Genomic DNA, 18,139 nt, shown 5'->3' on the forward strand with positions numbered 1-18,139 from the left:
CGGAACACGCCATCCGACAGTTGGCACTCGCCATCCGACAGTTGGAACACGCTATCCGACAGTTGGAACACGCTATCCGACAGTTGAAACACGCTATCCGACAGTTGGAACACGCTATCCGACAGTTGGAGCCCGCCAGCCGCCGATTAACCCAACCCATCCGCATCCAGCAACCCCCTTCACACCCAAAAAAGCCTCCACCAACATGGAGGCTTTTTCAATTAAGCTTTTTCAACATCCAAATACAAAATATGGTACCCATCTATCGCCTGAACCGTGAACGTATATCCGGAATACTCCACGACCGCCCCCATTTGGGCGTCATGGTTTTGCGTGAGAAACCAGCCGCCGATGGTATCGACTTCATCATCGGATAGGTGAATCCCGAGTAACTGATTTACATCCCGAATTAACATTTTGGCAGCCAATAGATAATGGCCTTCCGCTAATTTCCGGATCTCCGCCACTTCATCGGCATCAAATTCATCTCTGACCTCGCCAACGATTTCCTCAATGATGTCTTCAACCGTTACTAAGCCCGCGGTGCCGCCGTATTCATCCAGTAGGATGGCCATATGTGTACGTTCGGTTTGCATTTTCATCAATAAGTCATGAATGGGAATTGTTTCGATGACTTGGATTACCGGATTGATAAAGTCCTCCAAGCCCTGATTATTTGGAGTGGCCAAGATTTTAGCTGTTAAAAAGCTTTTCACGTTCAGCACACCTAGAATATGATCTTTATCCCCAGCAAACACAGGGTACCTTGTATAATTTTCCGTTTTCAGCTTTTTAACTACCTCTGCCATCGGATCGTCAATGGAAATGGAGCTAATCTCCGTCCGCGGTACCATGATTTCCTTTGCTACCCTTTCATCAAATTCAAAAATATTATTGACATATTTCCATTCATTCTGGTTAATTTCTCCGCTTTTATAGCTCTCGGACAAAAGGATGCGCAGCTCTTCTTCGGAATGAGCCAATTCATGTTCGGCGGCAGGTTTTAAGCCAAAAATCCCCACCAACAGCCGAGCGGAGCTATTTAAGGCCCAGATAAATGGATGGAGGATTTTGTAAAACAAGATGATTGGTGCTGACAGGTAAAGGGCAATCGCCTCCGCCTTTTGAATGGCCACTGTTTTAGGCGCCAATTCCCCCGCCACGACATGGACGAAGGTGACGGCGGCAAAGGCCAGTCCAAATGATAAAATATCGCTGATCGATCCATGCAGATTTAATGCAGCAAACAGTGGATGAAGTAACCTTTCCACCGTCGGTTCCCCGAGCCAGCCGAGCCCTAATGCCGTCACGGTAATCCCAAGCTGGCAGGCGGATAAGTATTCATCAAGATGTGTCACTACCTTTTTCGCCGAGGCAGCCCCCTTTTTCCCTTCCGCCAGTAATTGCTCGATTCTGGATGTACGTACCTTTACAATCGCAAATTCGATGGCGACAAAGAAGCCGGTGAGCACGATTAATAATGCGATGATTAGCAGGTTTATGATTGTCAAAGCGCAGCCTTACAGCCGTAAGGCATCCACCCCCTATCTACTTGGTAAAAACAACAATCCGAAATCGCTGAGGGTTTCGGATTGTTGAAATTTGGTTTATAAATTTTCTTCCTCTAATTTCCGGTCTAATTTCCCCAGCCATTTTGCTGCAAAATCTTTTCCACCCAGACCGAAGGCCAAACCAAATGCTAACACTAAGCCACCTAAGACAAGAATAAAGGCCGCATTGACGATGGAGTGGGCGACACCGAGCTGATCTAAAGCCATAAAGATTGCAATCGTAAAAATAGCATATTTCGCAGCGGCAGCCAGTGTTCGCGAGTAGTTTTTCTTTAGAACACTTTTTAAAATACCTTCTACTAAATGGCCTAAAAATAAGCCAATCCCTAAAATAATGAGTGCCGCAAACACCATTGGTAAATAGGCAATCACAGCCGTTGCTAAGGTCACTAAGAACGCTAGGTGAACAATTTGTAAGGCTTCAACTGTAAATAATAAAATCACAACAATCTTGGCAAGCAAACCAACGATTTGCGAAGGATTGTACCTTGCTTGCTCGGAATCCCCTGATCCAATACCGATGCTTTGAAAGAAATGATTCAATCGTAACCGCCACAGCATTTGCGTCACCATTCGCTCCACCCATTTGCCGAGCCACAGGCCGACTAAGATTAGAATGATGGCAACAGCGATATTTGGAATCAGCGCCAGCACCTTATTAAGCATCGCAATGGCTGGTTCGGAGATGCCCTTTAGTTCCAATTTTTCCAAAGCGGTAATGATGGTCGGAATTAAGATTAAGATAAACGCAATATTTCCAATGATACTCGAAGGACTTGCCCCTTCTACTGCCTTTACCAATCCTAACCGTTGACCGAGTCGTTCCGTACCAACGCTTCGTAAAAAGTTGGTTAAAATATCACGAACCACTTTAGCAATCAGCCAGCCGATAAACACAATCAGGGCAGCCGCAAATAACTTCGGGATAAACGCAAGGATGGTTGAAAGGATATTTTCGAATGGTTCTGAAATCCCCTTCAATTGCAATGCGCCTAATACCGCTGGTAAAAATAATAATAGAACAAAATAGAAAAGTGCCTTGGCAATACTATTGACCTTCGTTATCGCAGCTAATTCACTCGTAGCCATCTTCCATTTTACTAACAGGTGCTCCAGATGAACCATGGCCGCCCCTTTTTTAAATAGAATACGAATTAATGTGGCTGCCACCCAGGCAAACAGTAGAATTAGTGCCGCTTTTAATAGATTAGGAATCGCTGCAGTTATTGTGGATAACATTTGCACAAGCGGGGTTGCGATCAGGCTTAAGTTCAGCATATTGAAAAAGATAATCCAAACAAAAACCAGCAATAGATAGTAGACAATTTTTCCAACAATGACTTCCGAAGAATACTTTCTCTGCCCAAGGTTTGAAAACAACTTGTCATCCAGGTTGCTTTTCTTAAGGGCCGCTTCCACCGCTTTCCCGATTCCTTTCGCGGCAAGCCAGCCAACCAAGAGGACAAGAAGGGCAAAGAGAAGGTTTGGAATCTTGTCAAAGTACATGTACCAGCCAGTCATCATATTGTGCATATTCATTCTACCAATCTCCTTTTCATCAATGATAATTTTGCTTGTTCATGTAATACCCCCTCCCCCTGATTTCAAACAGCCTTTTAAAATGGAGCCGGTTGTCCCCCTATTCGTCCTAAGCCAAGGCAGTTTCCGCTTTTAGGTTTGCTTTCCGGCATTGATGATTTTTTCTTCGATCGATTGCTCTTTTCTAAGCTTCCATAACCGGCAGGCATGTTGAACAATCACCTTCATGACTGCATAAACAGGCACGGCTAATATGAGCCCGAGAACCCCCCCGATACTTCCAGCGGCAAGTAACAACGAAATAATCGTGAGCGGGTGAATCTCTAGCTTTCTTCTCATCACCTGTGGTGAAATCACATGTCCATCTATTTGTTGAACAACAAGCATCACAAAGAGAACCTTAACGACCATCATTGGTGAGTGTAAGCAGGCAATAATCAGGGCAGGGATAATCGCAATGATGGGACCAAGGAACGGAATGACATTTATAAACATGGAAAAAATGGCAACAAGCAGGGAGTAATCCAGGCCAATCAGCAAATAGCCGATAAAAAGCATCGCTCCTAAACAAAAACTGACAAAAATCTGACCTTGGATATAGGAACTAAGTGCCTCATCCATATCTGATAATATTTTTTGCCCGTTTTTCTGCTGCCCGGCCGGCAAAATCCGCAAAATTTGCCGAGGGGCCTTTTCACCATCCTTTAACATATAAAACAAAATGAACGGGACCGTCACAAGCACCGTCACTCCCCGGACCATCACACCGATAAAATTTAATATATTTGTTCCAAGCGCCGCGAGGCCCAACGGAATATTTTTCGAAATAGAATCCGTACCCTTTTCAAACGTTAACCGGTTATTTTCCTGTAACCAGTGAATCCATTCCTTCTCTTGAAGCTTCGTTAACTCTCCCTGAATCCACTCCATAAAGGCCGGTGCACTATCAATTAAACTATTGATTTGCTTCTGCAAAATCGGCCCGACAAAATAGGACAACAACCCAATCAGGATAGCTGCCATTAGATAAATAAGGAAAATGGAAAGGGCTCTCGGAACCCTTTTTAATTCAAGAAAGTTGACCAAAGGGCGAAACAGGTAATATAACACCCCCGCTATCAAAAAAGGAAGAAAGAGGGTTTGGACAAGTAACATAATCGGCCGAAAAACAAAGTTGATTTTCGTCCCTATAAATATAATTAAGAAAATCAGTAATAGCCCAGACCCCCATCGAAACGCTTTTGTCATCGACATGAATTCACTCTCCTTTTCTATTCAACTTAGTTTATAAAACTCCGGAAAATAGCCGTGCAAATGACTCTTTTGCCTTTTCGGTCATTCCTCTTTTGTAAAATTGAACGGGGCGAATTCTTTGGCACTCCTCCAGATCTTCTTGATAATAGGTGACAAGGTCTTGGATGGATTCCGTTCCTGTTAAAAATAAATTGACTTCAAAGTTAAGCCGAAAACTGCGCATATCCATATTGGCTGTCCCAATCGTGGCAAGGTCGCCATCAACGATGATTACTTTTTTATGTAAGAAGCCTTTCTGATAGGCATAAATTTCAATCCCCGACCGCAAAAGCTCCGGAAAATACGAACGTGAGGCGTATTGGGTAAGAAAACCATCATTAATTTCAGGTACCATGATGCGAATTTGGACCCCTTTATGGGCGGCAATCCTAAGTGCCGTTCGAATCGCTTGATTGGGAACAAAATATGGTGACGCAATCCAAATCGATTTTGTTGCGCAGGTAATCATCGCATAATAATGATCACTCATCTGTTCGGTTTCAGGACCGGTGGCGACGACATGGACCATTCCATCTCCAGCTTTGGGGATTGGTTTCATATAGCGTTCATCGTTAACCAGCAATTCACTGCAAACATAGCACCAATCTAATAAAAACACGGCATGTAATGATTGGACAGCCTCTCCTTCGATCATCACATGTGTATCACACCAAAATCCAATCTCCTCATCCTCCCCCAAGTATTCAACTCCAATGTTAAGACCGCCGGTAAATCCAACTCGGCCATCGATGACAATGATTTTGCGATGATTTCGGAAATTAAACTTTTGATTATACAGCGCGCTTTTGATGGGCAAAAAGGGATGAACCAGGATCCCGGCATCCTTCATCTTTTTTATCGCAGCGCCTGATAGCGTGATGCTTCCCATGGCATCGTACATAAGGCGCACCTCTACACCTGCCTGCACTTTTTCGATTAAGATGTCAATCAGCTCATTGCCTAATCGATCATCGCGGAAAATATAATATTCCATATGGATAAAATCGTTTGCTTTCTTCAGTTCTCTTTTGATTTCCGCGAACGTTTCCTCCCCGTTTTTCAAAATTTTTGTGATCGTATTGGTATTCGCGGATGTCTTTGTCACCCGGTCCAAATAGTGGGCAAAATGATGCTGGTGGTTATTAAGCTGTGAAAAATCAATTGGCTGTTTTTTACGGCTCAGCGTTTCAAATACCTCCCGTTCCTTGATGCGCTTACTCTTAAACAAATAACCTTTTAAAAATAATTGACCGGAATAGACATAAACGATATACCCCAGCACCGGTAAAAATACTAAAATATAAATCCATAATAGTGTGCTCTGGGCCGACCGGTTTTCAAGCATTAAGGAAAACACGGTGACCAAGATAATTCCGCCATAAATCGCCACGGACAACACCTTCCACAAGAAAGGGATCCCAGTAAAAAACACGACATACCCGAGCACAATCATCATCATTACAAAGACAAATTCCATCCGCCGTTTTTTCATCACATCGTTCTCCCCAAAATTTTCTATTGTTCCATTTACTTTAGTAGTAGTTCTTATGAACCAAAAGGATCCGACACCTTTATCGATAAATACCCATTCCTGATGATGGCTAATCCTCCCGTTGACGGTCAAAAAGTTTTATTCATTCTAGATCATTGCGGTTAATTTTTTTCAAAAAGGGTATGTACATCTTTGGGATTTTCAAGGTTAGTAGGTAAAATGACTCTTATCTGATAATAGGTAATCTTTACAGTTATATAGTCAACCTCCATTTACATAAAATAAACCTTAGAAATGACATCCAGAAATTGCAACTTTGAAAGGCTGTGTAGTGTAATGGGAAATTGCCATGTGTATGTAAAAAATAACTTAGAACATTTAATGATCCAAAGGATAAATAATAAGTGCGGACCCATCCAATTGGTCCATGTTCAAAAATTTGTTACCTCAACAAAAATAAGTCATTTGCTTGAAGAGTGTATCGAGTTACCATTATTAAAAAAACTAAAGATAAAGATGAATAAAGAAAACAAAATGGCTATTGCCACGATGTTAGTGGAGAATTGTCCAGAGGAAGTAAGGGAATTTATCGAAATTACAAAAAGTCCTGAAAAGAAGAAACTAAAAAATGTATTTAAACGCATTCGTCAAAAGCTTTTAAATGAAAAATCAATATTTGCGCACTTATTTTCCGAAAAGGTGGTTAATATAGACAAAGTTCTGTTGAAATTAACTCAGGATTAAGCCGGTGCAACATTTAGCAGCGAAAAAACATTAGAGCCTCATTAAATGAGGCTCTAACATTTGACTATATTTGCTTGTGCCTATTCTCATTTAATTAAGATTAACCCTCATTTCATTAGTTGCCACTATGCACTTCTTTGCCTTTTTTCTCATTCTCCTGATAAAGCCCTTGATCAGAATTATCGGAAGTGGCTTGTTCATCTTTACGACCTTTTTCTTGGTTAAATTCCTGCTTATTATTCAGGGATGCAGCCTGTTCATCGTTATTATTATTCAGGGAAGCTGCCTGTTCATCCTTATGACCACCTTTTTGTTGATCCAATTCCTTCTCACGATTCTGGGAAGTAGCCTCTCCGCCAATACGTTCGTTTTCCTCTACACCCATTGTTTCATTATTTTTGTTAGCCATTTTTATTTCCTCCTCTATTTTTTTTAAAATTGCTGCCTGGTAATTTCGTTAGCTTATCCCTTACTTGCAGCATACATATTTAACCAGCCCCCTTCGTTAGTTATTCAACCAGGTTGACTTGCGTTAACCTTGTTGTATGTTGTACCACCTTTTTAGGAATCTAAAACTCCCTTTCATTGTTTTAACACTTCTGAAATATTTGTCATCTAGTAATAATTTTTGGAGGAAACTCCTGAAATCATTTATATAGTAGAAAAGCAAATTTTTAGGTTAATAGGTTCCGTCAGCGACCCGAAATACAGCAACGGTTCGAAAAAAGGAGGTTTCATTTACTTTTCAACGGGGATATAAATACTAGGCACCACAAAGTAAAGGAAACACCGGTTAGGAGGAGATAAAATGTATAGTCATTTGAAAAAACCATTACTACTAGGTGGATTGGCCATGTCATTAACATTTGGCGGATTAGCTGGTTGTGGAGATGGTGTGGACCAGGATAATGGCCCTAGTGATGGGCAAAAAAAGGATGCCATTGATAATGATACGAAGAAAAAGGCCTCTAAATCGAAGGAAAATGTGGACAAGGCATTGAAAGAAGACGGTATCGGTGATGGCGTCGATCAAGACAATGGGATTAGTGATGGTGAAAAAAAGGATGAACAAGATAACAAGTAACAAAAAATTCGTATGAGAAATGACAAGGAGGAGAAAGAGTATGAACAAGGATAAATTATCAGGTACTGCTGATCAGGTAAAAGGTGAGGCAAAGGAACAATGGGGTAAATTAACAAACGATCACTCCAAGGAAGCAGAAGGAAAAATGGATAAGGCAAAGGGTAAATTAAAAGAAGGCGTCGGTGAAGTAAAGGATGAATTCTCAAAGGACTAAACGGTGAGTAACAAGTATCGCCCAAATCCACAAAATTACTAGAAGGAGGAGAAACAAATGGACAAGCAGGAAAAGAATATTGTAGGTGTGTATGACACGGAACAAGAAGCGGTGGCAGCGATTGAGGACCTTATAAGGCAAGGTTACCGTAAAGATGAAATCAGTGTCATTGGTAAAAGCACGGAAGATGTCAATAGCATAACAGAAGAAACGGGCACGGCCGCTGAAGATACGGCTGCCACAGGTGCACTTGCAGGCGGCGCAATTGGCGGCGTAACCGGCTTTCTAGCAGGCATTGGCGCACTGGCGATTCCGGGAATTGGCCCATTCATCGCCGCGGGCCCGATTGCCGCAACCCTACTGGGAGGCATAACCGGGGCAGGTTTAGGCGGATTAACTGGCGCGCTGATTGGTCTTGGAATTCCCGAGGATGAGGCAGAACATTATGGAAGGTCCGTTGAAGAGGGAAAAATATTAGTCCTCGTTAAGAAAAGGGACTACCTTGCCGGTGATGGGGTTGTTAGAAACAGTGTCGTGGATGACACAAATAGCCTGGATAATAGGAATGATAGGAACAGTGTCGTGGATGACACAAATAGCCTGGATAATAGGAATGATAGGAATTACCTGAGTAATAGGAATGAAGTCAATGAAGTGGAACCAGAGATTCCGATCGAGCAGGAAACGGGCAGCACGAAAGACGACGCTCGCTTTGAAACTATTAAAGAACGAAACCCAGCGTTTAGTAACAAATATATATAAGAATCAAATCCATTCAGCAGCAGCAACGTGAACGCGTTGCTGCTGCTGTTTATTTTTAGTGACACAGAATGCAAAAAAAGAAGTGGTCCCCCAACCACTTCTTTCAGTAAATAACCCCTTTAATTTAACCTATTTGCCGGCTGCCTCTCCCAAAAACAGCCGGCCACTTTTAAAAAAAGTACCCGCAAACTGCTAGCTAAAAAAGTCAGCTAGATTATTCAGGTTATTGGTCATGAAGTCGAAGGCTGTGTTTGGCAGGATACCGAACAGCACGGAACCTGCGACCGCAATCACCAAGACGACGATAATTCCAAATGGAATATTGAACTTGCCCGTTTCGTCGCTGGCCGGCCGGAAGAACATTTGTGTCATCACGCCAAAATAGTAGAAATACGAAACGACGGTTGTCGCAATCATAATCGACGCCAGCACATAATGCGGCTCACCATAAAATGCCCCCAGGAAAATATTTAATTTTCCAATGAAACCGGCTGTGCCTGGGAAGCCTGCAAGAGAAACAAGCAACAGACCCATGATAACCGCCAGCACCGGCGAACGTTTATAAAGACCGGCAAAGTCCGCAATTCGGGCTGAGCCTGTTTTTTCCGTAACGACCTGAATGACCGCAAACGCGCCCAAGTTCATGAACAGGTAGGCGAGCAGATAGAACCAAATTGAATAAAACATATTCGAACTCAACGTCGTTAAGGCCACTAAAATATAGCCGGCGTGGGCGATACTTGAATATGCAAACATCCTTTTGATATTCGACTGCCTTAGGGCAACCACATTACCGATAATCATCGTCACCCCTGCGATGAAGGCGATGTAATCCTGCATATCGAGCAGGATTGGTTGATTGGGATGTCCGACCGATGCGGCCGAGCCAAACACGGTCAACAAAATCCGGATCACTATCACAAAGCCGGCAATTTTCGAAACGACACTTAAAAAGGCCGTAACCGGTGTTGGTGCGCCTTGATAAACATCTGGTGCCCACATATGGAACGGGGCCGCTGCCAATTTAAACGACAAGCCCACGAAAATCATCAAAAAGGCAAGGCCGAGTAAATAGCTATGCTGCGTATCTTGGACCGTTAACAGACCTTTGGCAATTTCCAACAGGTTGGTTGAGCCTGTCAAACCATAGACATAACTCATCCCGAACAACGTAATCGCGGACGAAATGCTGCCATTGATGACGTATTTCATCGCCGATTCGTTTGACTGTACATGGTACTTGCGGATACCCGCTAAAATATAAGAAGAAATCGATAACAATTCTAAGCCGATGAACAGCGTAATTAAATCGCCACTTGATGTCATAACCATCGCACCAAGCAAAGCTGTTAAGAACAAATAATAAAATTCGCCCCGATATTCTTCCATCCCATCCTTCGGCTCATAGCTGACCGCCAAAAATAGGACCAGCCCCGAACCAGCAAGGAGCAGTAATTTAAAGGCAATCGCAAAGCTGTCAAGCCGGAACGTATCATGCAAAATCGATGTCACCTGTCCGCCAGCTAAACTGAGGACAGACACAATCGCTCCAAGAATCGCCGCAATCCCAATCCAGCCAAGAATTCTCCGGTCAAGATGCTTCGGGATAAATAAATCTAACAGTGTAAGCAGCGCGGCAACACCAAGGATGATGAACTCCGGTGTCATCGCACTCCAATTAAATTGTTGCAATGTTTGAATGTCCATCCTTCATCACCCTCCGATCCCTAGCATGATTGTTTCAAGTGTAGTTTGTAGCGGCGCGCTTAGGACACTTGGGTATACACCAATTAAGACAATTAACAACATCAAAACCACGACTGGCACGAATTCAACGCCTTTTAAATCAAGGACGCCGGTAAATTCGCGGTGCGCCTTGCCATACGTCATCCCTAAGACCGCGCGGAGCAAGTAAGCTGCCGTCATGATAATGCCGATCGTACCAACGGCCGCAACCCACGGCAACTCTTTGAAAAGTCCGAGGAAGGCCATAAATTCACTAACAAATCCAGACATACCTGGCAGTCCGAGTGAAGCCAGCGCACCGGCAAGCAAGAAGCCTGCGGCAATCGGCATCCCCTTCGCCATTCCGCCCAGATTTTCGATCAGCGATGTATCGGTCCGTTCGTACAAGACACCGACCAAGAAGAACAACAACGCCGAAATCAAACCGTGTGAAACCACTTGGAAAATCGCCCCTTGCACCCCTGCCTCATTCATGGCAGCAAGTCCGATTAGCACGATGCCCATGTGGGAAATCGATGAATAAGCCAAAACCATTTTAAAATCTGTTTGAATGAACGCTAGAAACGCCCCGTAGAGTAAGTTAATCACACCAAGGACAGCAATCAGCGTCGCAAGCGTCTTAAACTGCTCGGGGAAAATCCCCATTCCAAAACGAATTAACCCGTACGCACCAATTTTGAGGAGGATCCCCGAGTGAATCATTACAACAGACGGCGGTGCTTGCACGTGAACCTTCAGCATCCAGCTGTGCAATGGGAAAATTGGCAATTTCACACCGAAAGCTATCAACAAGGCAATCAGGAGTCCCAGTTTCAAGTCGCTAGAAAGCGGCACATTAGGGTCGGCCATCATTTGTGTCAGCAAGTCAATGTTTGTTGTTCCGGTTTTTCCAAATAAGATCATAATAACGATTAGGAGTACAGCAGATCCTAACCCGTTATAAATTAAGAAGCTGTAGGCTGCCTTTTCTCTTTCAAAATAGCCCCATTTTCCGATTAAGAAGAAGGTCGGAATTAAGGTGATTTCAAAGAAGATGAAGAACAGAATTAAGTTTTCAGCTGTAAAAACGCCGAGCATGCCTGTTTCTAAGAGCAGGAAGAGCATAAAATAGCCTTTCCATTCCTTTTTCACAAATTTGGCCGCCGCAATCGCTGACAAGGTCGCGACAACAGCTGTTAAGACTACAAGCAGCATTTGAAAACCGCTCATGCCAAGCTCATAGTACACAGAGAAAACGGGTTCTTGCGTCCCCATGCCGCGGAATTGAATCCACGGTACTGAGACCGCAAAGTCAGCCAAATCCTTGCCCCATTGAAAATGGAGATAGGCGGCGAGTGCTAACAATAAGGCCGGCACGGTCGCTAAAAGGCCGACCGCTTTGATTACTTTTTCCTGTGTTTTCGGCAGTAACGCCAAAACCACGATACCTAGTAAAGGGGAGAATACTAGGATGGAAAGAATCCAATGTAAATTCATCGTAAGTACCCCCCTGTTAGTGCATAGATGACGGCGAGCAGTGCCAGACCGATGAAGGCCACTGCGCCATACGTTTGAACCTGGCCGGATTGCATTCTCGAACCTGTTCTGCCAAGTCCTTGAACAATCCCGACCACGCCTTTGACGAGTCCTTCGACAAGGAAGACATCAATGAAACGGAGGAAGTAGCTCAATCCCTTCGTGAAGGCGATGACTGTAAGTTGGTAGAATTCGTCGACGTAATATTTATTGGTAAGAATCGTGTGCAGCGTATCACCCGTGCCGCTTAACCAGTTGCGGGCGAGTGAGCGCTTGTAGTACATCAAGTAGGCCATGAAGATTCCCAGTAAGGAAACCACCGTTGCAGCAATCATAATCCAGATTGGGCCTTCCACATGGGCGTGACCTAGTCTTGGGTTGCCATCGACGAGCCAGTCGCCAAGGAACGAACCGAACCAAGGTGTATTTACATAACCAGCCACAATAGCGAGCACGCCGAGCAGCATCATCGGGTAGGTCATGTTTGCTGGTGATTCGTGTACATTTTTCATTTCGGTCCGCGGTTTTCCGGTGAAGACCATGAAGAACAAACGGAACATATAGAATGCGGTCATAAAGGCAGCAATTAATGCCAGGAAGAAAAGGATTGGATGTCCGCCTTCCCAGGCCGCAGCTAAAATTTCATCTTTACTGAAGAATCCGGAAAAGAGCGGCACCCCGCTGATTGACAGTGTTCCGATTAAGAACAGCGGTCCGGTAAACTTCAGTTTTTTCCACAGTCCGCCCATTTCCTCGATGTTCTGGGTATGGACCGCGTGAATGACAGAGCCGGCAGCTAAGAATAGCAGCGCTTTGAAGAAGGCATGTGTCATTAAGTGGAACACACCAGCGACATAGCCGGCAGACCCTAAAGCGAGCATCATATAGCCGAGTTGTGAAACAGTTGAATACGCTAAGACACGTTTAATATCGGTCTGCACAAGGCCAATACTTGCCGCAAAAATTGCCGTAAATGCACCAATGACAGCAATCGTCAGTAACGCCGTTTTGCTAGCTTGGAACAGTGGGAATAGTGCAGCCACTAAGTAAACCCCTGCAGCAACCATCGTTGCGGCATGGATTAACGCCGAAACAGGTGTCGGACCTTCCATCGCATCCGGAAGCCAGGTATGCAGCGGGAACTGACCCGATTTTCCGACAGCCCCAATAAAAATCAGGATGGCCGTCAAGGTAATCATGGTGCCTGACACCGCGCCGGCATCAACTGCCTTGAAAATTTCACTGTATTCAAAGCTTTTAGTTTGCCAGAAGAGCAGGATCATCCCGATAAATAAGCCAACATCACCAATCCGGGTCATGATGAACGCCTTTTTCGCGGCAGCCTTTGCTTCTTCTTTGTAAAAATAAAAACCGATTAATAGGAAGGAACCAACACCAACAAGCTCCCAGAAAATATAGGTTTGCAACAGGTTTGGCGAAATGACAAGCCCGAGCATTGCAAACGTAAATAATCCTAAATAGGCATAAAATACCGGAAAGCGCTCGTCTCCATTCATGTACCCTTTGGAGTAGGTATGTACTAAGAAACTGACGAGCGATACAATAACCAGCATTAATGCATTTAATTGATTGACTTCAAAGCCCGCTGTTAGATGAATATCCCCTATCGTGAGCCATTCGAAATTCGTTCCGTAGGTTGGCTCTGAAAAGCGCTCGAATAACACCAAAATCGAATAGACAAGCGATGCCAGCGTGAAGAGAATCCCCACATAAGCACTCGCCTCCTTCAGCCGCTTACCGAATAGAAGAAGGATCAAAAACGATAATAGCGGGAAAAGCGGTATCAGCCATGCATTCTCCATCATTATCACTATCCCCCTTCGGGCGGTGCCAGGCACCACCCGAATTTTGTCGAATCCGAGCAGTGCCTGGCACCGCCCGGTTTTTGTCGAAAGTCCCATTTACAATGTCCGCCCAGCGTGGACAAATTGGGCAAAGTGTCTTTTTGTGGTGCCTGACACCGTAAATGATACTGTAAATGACACCGTAAAATTTCTAGTGTTTCATTATGTCCATTTCGTCGATGTTAACGGTTTTCTTAGCGCGGTAGAGTGAAATTAAGATCGCTAGTCCGACTGCTGCTTCTGCCGCCGCGACGCTAATCGTAAACAGGGCAAAGATTTGGCCTGTAATCGATGGGTTTAGCCCGTATTTGCTGAAGGTTACTAGATTAATATTAACGGCATTCAGCATCAATTCGATGGAAATTAAGACGATAACGGTGTTTCTTTTTGTCAGTGCACCGTATAAACCGATGCAAAATAAAATAAGTGCAAGGGCCAGGAAGGCTGAAGCGGGAACTGAACTCATTCGCTATCACCCTCCTTTTTCTCATTCTTTGCTAAAATAATCGAGCCGACAAGAGCCACTAGTAGTAAAGCAGATGTTAACTCAAACGGAATGATATATTTTGAGTAAAGTGCTTTACCGATTTGCATTGTGTTGTTTTCATGCAAAGTAGTCGGTACTTGCACAATATTGAAATTGTAGATACCAATATAGACAGCAAAGGCAAAGCCGGCAATCCCTAAAAACACGAGCAGCTTTCTCCACTTGCCTGTTTTTGGTTCGCTTTCGTCATCATGCTTCGTTAACATGATCCCAAACAGCATGATAATCGTAATTGCCCCTGAATAAATTAAGATTTGCACGGCCGCGACAAATTCTGCAGAAAGCAGTACGTATATCCCGGCGATGGCTACAAAAGTAAAGATGAGGGCAACGACCATATGGACGACCTTGGTCAAGTTCAACAGCAGCACGCCGCCGATAATCGCCACAAGCGCAAGTCCCATAAAGGCAAGGAATTCACCTGAAAATGTCATGCTTTATTCACCTGCCGTATGTTTTCGTCGTTTTCATCTAACCATTCTAGGTTTTTAAATAACATGTCCCGGCTGTATTCAGCGAGCTCAAAGTTATTGGTCATGATGATTGCTTCGGTTGGGCAAACCTCTGTACATAGGTCACAAAGGATACAAATCTCAAAATTAATATCGTATGTGTCTATGATTTTCCCCTTTTTCGTTGGATCCGGATGCTTTTTACCCGTTAATTGAATACAATCCGTCGGGCATATCTGCGCACACTGATTACAAACAATACACTTCTCCGGATAAAACTTCTGAATGCCGCGGAACCGATCTGGGAGCGGCAGCGGTTGGTTCGGATAATCATAAGTAACTTTTTCACGAGTTAAGTTCTTCAGGGTATATTTCAAGCCTTTTGCTAAACCTAATCCAAGCACGTTTTTCACCCCTTTTACGTTTTAAAGATTGTTATTATTGGTGTCAGGCACTATTGTGTTGTGACAGAACAAATCGACCGCCACACACAAGGTCCCTTTTTTAAAAGAATAATGACTTGATTAACGCGGTTAGGAAAATGTTCCCTAGTGCGATTGGCAGTAGTACTTTCCAGCCGAATTCCATTAGTTTGTCAGCGCGGAAACGCGGCAGCGTTGCGCGCAGCCAGATGTAAATGAAGACCACGAAACTGAATTTAAGGGCAAACCAGACGGCACCTGGAATAAATCCAAGGAAGCCAAACGGTGCTAACCAGCCTCCTAAGAAGACGACGGTAATCAGTGCGGACATGGCGAATAAATACACATATTCTGCAAGCATAAAGAAGGCCCAGCGGAATCCTGTATATTCAACATGGTATCCTGCGACAAGTTCGTTTTCTGACTCCGGCAAGTCAAATGGTGTCCGATTTAATTCAGCAATCGATGCAATGAAAAAGACAATAAAGCCGATTGGCTGTAAGAGAATAAACCAGCCGTGCTCCTGCTGTGCGACAATATCATTTAAATTTAAGCTTCCTGTTAATAAAATGACGCCAAGGACAGACATGACGAGCGGAATTTCATAAGAAATCATCTGCGCCGCTGCACGCATACCTCCTAAGAGAGCGTACTTGTTATTTGAGGCCCAGCCCCCAAGCACCATTCCAAAGACAGTTAATCCTGATACAGCAATGTAATAGAGCAAGCCGACACCGATATCAGCGAACTGAAATTTGTCAGTGAACGGAATCGTTGCCAAGACCATAAACGATGGCGCGAAGGCAATCGCTGGTGCGATGATAAATAATGGCTTGTCGGCTGCTTTCGGAATAATATCCTCTTTTAGTAAAAGCTTAAGGACGTCAGCAACGGTTTGCAAGAGTCCCCATCTGCCTCCTACTTGGTTTGGACCATGGCGGAGCTGCATGTAACCTAAGACTTTCCGCTCTGCTAAAATTCCGTAGGTCACGAAACCTAAGACGATTAAAAGCAAGACAGCACCGAGTAAAAAGAAAATTCCAAAGTTAGCCCACCCCGGACTTGACTGGAGCAATTCTTTTATCATTAGCCGTCAACCTCCCCAAGGACAATATCAATTGCCCCTAAAATAGCAATCATGTTGGCGATATTTTCACCTTTTAAAAGTTTTGGGAGAATTTGCAGATTATAGAAGGATGGTCTTCTAAACTTTAAGCGATACGGTTCTTTCTTCCCCTCGCTCGCAATATAACAGCCAATTTCCCCGCGCGGTGATTCAATTCTGACAAAAGCTTCCCCTTTTGGTGCCTTGATAATTTTCGGCACCTTGGCAAGGATCGGACCTTCGGCAGGGAATTGCGCCGCTGCTTGTTCAAGGATGTTCAAGGATTGTTCAATCTCAGCAAGACGGAGATTGTAGCGTGCCAAGCAATCGCCTTCCTCTGAGGTCGGCACATCAAAGTTAAAACGGTTGTAAATCGAATACGGCTCATCTTTGCGAAGATCCCATTTCACACCGGTACAGCGCAGGTTTGGTCCGCTCAATGAATATTGAAGCGCCTCTTCTTTTGTATACTTTCCGATGCCTTTCACCCGGTCAATAAAGATTTCATTGCCGGTAACAAGCTCGTGATAGCCTTTCAGCTGACCGCGCATGTAAGGAACAAACTCTTTTACTTTTTCAATCCAGCCCTCAGGCGCATCCCACTTCACGCCGCCAACACGCATATAGTTGAAGGTCAAACGTGCACCCGATAATTCGTTCAGCATATTGATAATCATTTCGCGATCACGGAACGCATAGATGAATGGACTTGTCGCCCCGAGATCAAGGATGTAGGTGCCCCATGCAACAAGATGGCTGGCCACCCGGTTCAATTCCATCGCAATTACGCGCAAGAAATCCGCCCGTTCAGGAATCTCAATCCCCATCATCGTTTCAACGGCATGGCAGATCACATAGTTATTCGTCATCGATGACAGATAATCCATCCGGTCTGTGTAAGGAATGATCTGCGTATATTGCAGGTCTTCCGCCAGCTTTTCTGTCCCGCGGTGTAAATAGCCGATGACAGGCTTTGCTTCGGTAATGATTTCCCCATCAATTTTTACAACAAGACGGAAAACTCCATGCGTACTTGGATGCTGAGGACCAACGTTTAGTATCATTTCTTCTGTTCTGATCACTCTTTACACCTCCACATCGTACGGCTGATAATCTTTTCTAAGTGGAAAGCCAACCCAATCTTCGCCGAGCATAATGCGGCGTAAGTCCGGATGTCCTGAAAAGTTAATCCCTAGTAAATCATAGGCTTCACATTCAGGCCATTCTGCACCGGCCCAAAGCGGCTGCACAGACTCGATGGCTGGTTCTCCGCGGTCAATCTTCACTTTTAAAGCGACCGATTGCCGGTTTTTGTATGAGTACAAGTGAACATAAACTTCCATATGTGTTTCGAAGTCTGACCCATGAAGTTCTGATAAATAATCAAATCCTAAGAGCTCATTATATTTTAAAAATTGAGCTACCTTAAAATATGTATCTCGCTTCACAACAAGTGTCGGAACATCTTTGGAAAGTTTATTAATATAAGAATCTTCTAAAACGTCAGAACCAAGATTTTCTTCAATCACCTTGCGATACTTATCTAAGTATGGCTGGTTCACTGATGGTTTTGCCTCTGCTTCTGGGGTCGCAGTGTCGCCCGCTTTTCCGCCAGCTGCTGCTTTCGCTTTTGCTGCGGCAGCTGCTTTCGCTTTTGCTTTGGCTGCCGCGATGGCTTTCGCCTTCTCGTCATCGCCGCCCGCTGCTGCTGTATCGTTGGAATCGGTTCCTGCTCCAGCTGCTTTGGCCTTTGCCTTTGCTGCTGCCGCCGCTTTTGCTTTCGCTACC

General features: G+C 44.3%; 19 protein-coding genes. 5 read left to right on the top strand and 14 right to left on the bottom strand.

All coding sequences use genetic code 11. The annotated features are described in order from the left end of the window. On the top strand, nt 1–280 hold a 280-nt coding region (locus BSO02S_RS27630), incomplete at its 5' end, for a hypothetical protein (protein ID WP_218010619.1). Here the strand turns inward: BSO02S_RS27630 and BSO02S_RS24100 are convergent. From BSO02S_RS24100 to cls, 4 genes are all read right to left on the bottom strand, one after another. Continuing rightward, nucleotides 222–1,511: a hemolysin family protein gene (locus tag BSO02S_RS24100; protein ID WP_066073898.1), complete on the bottom strand. Its 1,290-nt coding sequence runs from the start codon at nt 1,509–1,511 to the stop codon at nt 222–224. The genes BSO02S_RS27630 and BSO02S_RS24100 overlap by 59 nt on opposite strands. 96 nt (nt 1,512–1,607) lie before the next feature. After that, nucleotides 1,608–3,110: a mechanosensitive ion channel gene (locus BSO02S_RS24105; RefSeq protein WP_066073901.1), complete on the bottom strand. Its 1,503-nt coding sequence runs from the start codon at nt 3,108–3,110 to the stop codon at nt 1,608–1,610. A gap of 132 nt (nt 3,111–3,242) precedes the next feature. After that, nucleotides 3,243–4,364: an AI-2E family transporter gene (locus BSO02S_RS24110; RefSeq protein ID WP_066073904.1), complete on the bottom strand. Its 1,122-nt coding sequence runs from the start codon at nt 4,362–4,364 to the stop codon at nt 3,243–3,245. Between the two features lie 31 nt (nt 4,365–4,395). Then, entirely contained in the window at nt 4,396–5,895 is a 1,500-nt protein-coding gene (cls, locus tag BSO02S_RS24115) for a cardiolipin synthase (RefSeq protein WP_066073907.1), read from the bottom strand. Between the two features lie 351 nt (nt 5,896–6,246). Between cls and BSO02S_RS24120 the strand changes: the two genes are divergently transcribed. After that, nucleotides 6,247–6,639 (top strand): hypothetical protein, encoded by a 393-nt coding sequence (locus BSO02S_RS24120; protein ID WP_142303677.1) that lies wholly within the window; start codon nt 6,247–6,249, stop codon nt 6,637–6,639. Between the two features lie 115 nt (nt 6,640–6,754). Here BSO02S_RS24120 and BSO02S_RS24125 read toward each other — a convergent pair whose 3' ends face one another. Then, nucleotides 6,755–7,048, bottom strand: a complete 294-nt coding sequence (locus BSO02S_RS24125; protein WP_066073913.1) for a hypothetical protein — start codon at nt 7,046–7,048, stop codon at nt 6,755–6,757. Nucleotides 7,049–7,447: 399 nt separating this feature from the next. Between BSO02S_RS24125 and BSO02S_RS24130 the strand changes: the two genes are divergently transcribed. From BSO02S_RS24130 to BSO02S_RS26685, 3 genes are read left to right on the top strand one after another with little or no spacing between them, the layout of a single operon-like run. After that, nucleotides 7,448–7,723 (top strand): hypothetical protein, encoded by a 276-nt coding sequence (locus BSO02S_RS24130; protein ID WP_066073914.1) that lies wholly within the window; start codon nt 7,448–7,450, stop codon nt 7,721–7,723. A 40-nt stretch (nt 7,724–7,763) separates the two neighbouring features. Then, the gene (locus tag BSO02S_RS24135) at nt 7,764–7,937 is read left to right on the top strand and encodes a CsbD family protein (RefSeq protein WP_066073919.1); all 174 of its coding nucleotides are present in this window, start codon (nt 7,764–7,766) and stop codon (nt 7,935–7,937) included. 57 nt (nt 7,938–7,994) lie between these two features. After that, a complete protein-coding gene (locus BSO02S_RS26685; protein ID WP_084375163.1) occupies nt 7,995–8,699 on the top strand; it encodes a general stress protein in 705 nt (234 codons plus the stop codon). Nucleotides 8,700–8,891: 192 nt separating this feature from the next. Here BSO02S_RS26685 and nuoN read toward each other — a convergent pair whose 3' ends face one another. The 9 genes from nuoN to BSO02S_RS24185 form a co-directional block, all read right to left on the bottom strand. Beyond that, nucleotides 8,892–10,406 (bottom strand): NADH-quinone oxidoreductase subunit NuoN, encoded by a 1,515-nt coding sequence (gene nuoN / locus BSO02S_RS24145; RefSeq protein ID WP_066073925.1) that lies wholly within the window; start codon nt 10,404–10,406, stop codon nt 8,892–8,894. Nucleotides 10,407–10,412: 6 nt separating this feature from the next. Further along, on the bottom strand, nt 10,413–11,921 hold the full coding sequence (locus tag BSO02S_RS24150; RefSeq protein WP_066073929.1) for an NADH-quinone oxidoreductase subunit M: 1,509 nt from the start codon (nt 11,919–11,921) through the stop codon (nt 10,413–10,415). Next, nucleotides 11,918–13,786, bottom strand: a complete 1,869-nt coding sequence (gene nuoL, locus BSO02S_RS24155; protein WP_066073932.1) for an NADH-quinone oxidoreductase subunit L — start codon at nt 13,784–13,786, stop codon at nt 11,918–11,920. Before nuoL ends, BSO02S_RS24150 begins: the two co-directional genes overlap by 4 nt. Nucleotides 13,787–13,976: 190 nt before the next feature. Continuing rightward, nucleotides 13,977–14,291, bottom strand: a complete 315-nt coding sequence (gene nuoK / locus BSO02S_RS24160) for an NADH-quinone oxidoreductase subunit NuoK (protein ID WP_066073939.1) — start codon at nt 14,289–14,291, stop codon at nt 13,977–13,979. Continuing rightward, the gene (locus BSO02S_RS24165) at nt 14,288–14,806 is read right to left on the bottom strand and encodes an NADH-quinone oxidoreductase subunit J (protein ID WP_066073942.1); all 519 of its coding nucleotides are present in this window, start codon (nt 14,804–14,806) and stop codon (nt 14,288–14,290) included. Before BSO02S_RS24165 ends, nuoK begins: the two co-directional genes overlap by 4 nt. Further along, nucleotides 14,803–15,228, bottom strand: a complete 426-nt coding sequence (gene nuoI / locus BSO02S_RS24170; protein ID WP_066073943.1) for an NADH-quinone oxidoreductase subunit NuoI — start codon at nt 15,226–15,228, stop codon at nt 14,803–14,805. Before nuoI ends, BSO02S_RS24165 begins: the two co-directional genes overlap by 4 nt. 100 nt (nt 15,229–15,328) lie before the next feature. Further along, nucleotides 15,329–16,333, bottom strand: coding sequence for an NADH-quinone oxidoreductase subunit NuoH (nuoH, locus tag BSO02S_RS24175; protein ID WP_066073946.1), 1,005 nt, complete (start codon nt 16,331–16,333; stop codon nt 15,329–15,331). Then, entirely contained in the window at nt 16,333–17,433 is a 1,101-nt protein-coding gene (locus tag BSO02S_RS24180; protein ID WP_066073950.1) for an NADH-quinone oxidoreductase subunit D, read from the bottom strand. Before BSO02S_RS24180 ends, nuoH begins: the two co-directional genes overlap by 1 nt. Before the next feature lie 3 nt (nt 17,434–17,436). After that, nucleotides 17,437–18,139: NADH-quinone oxidoreductase subunit C (locus BSO02S_RS24185; RefSeq protein ID WP_235847002.1), on the bottom strand; the 703-nt coding region annotated here is incomplete at its 5' end.

Origin of the sequence: Neobacillus soli NBRC 102451 (assembly GCF_001591665.1) — a bacterium.
GTDB lineage: Bacteria > Bacillota > Bacilli > Bacillales > Cytobacillaceae > Neobacillus > Neobacillus soli.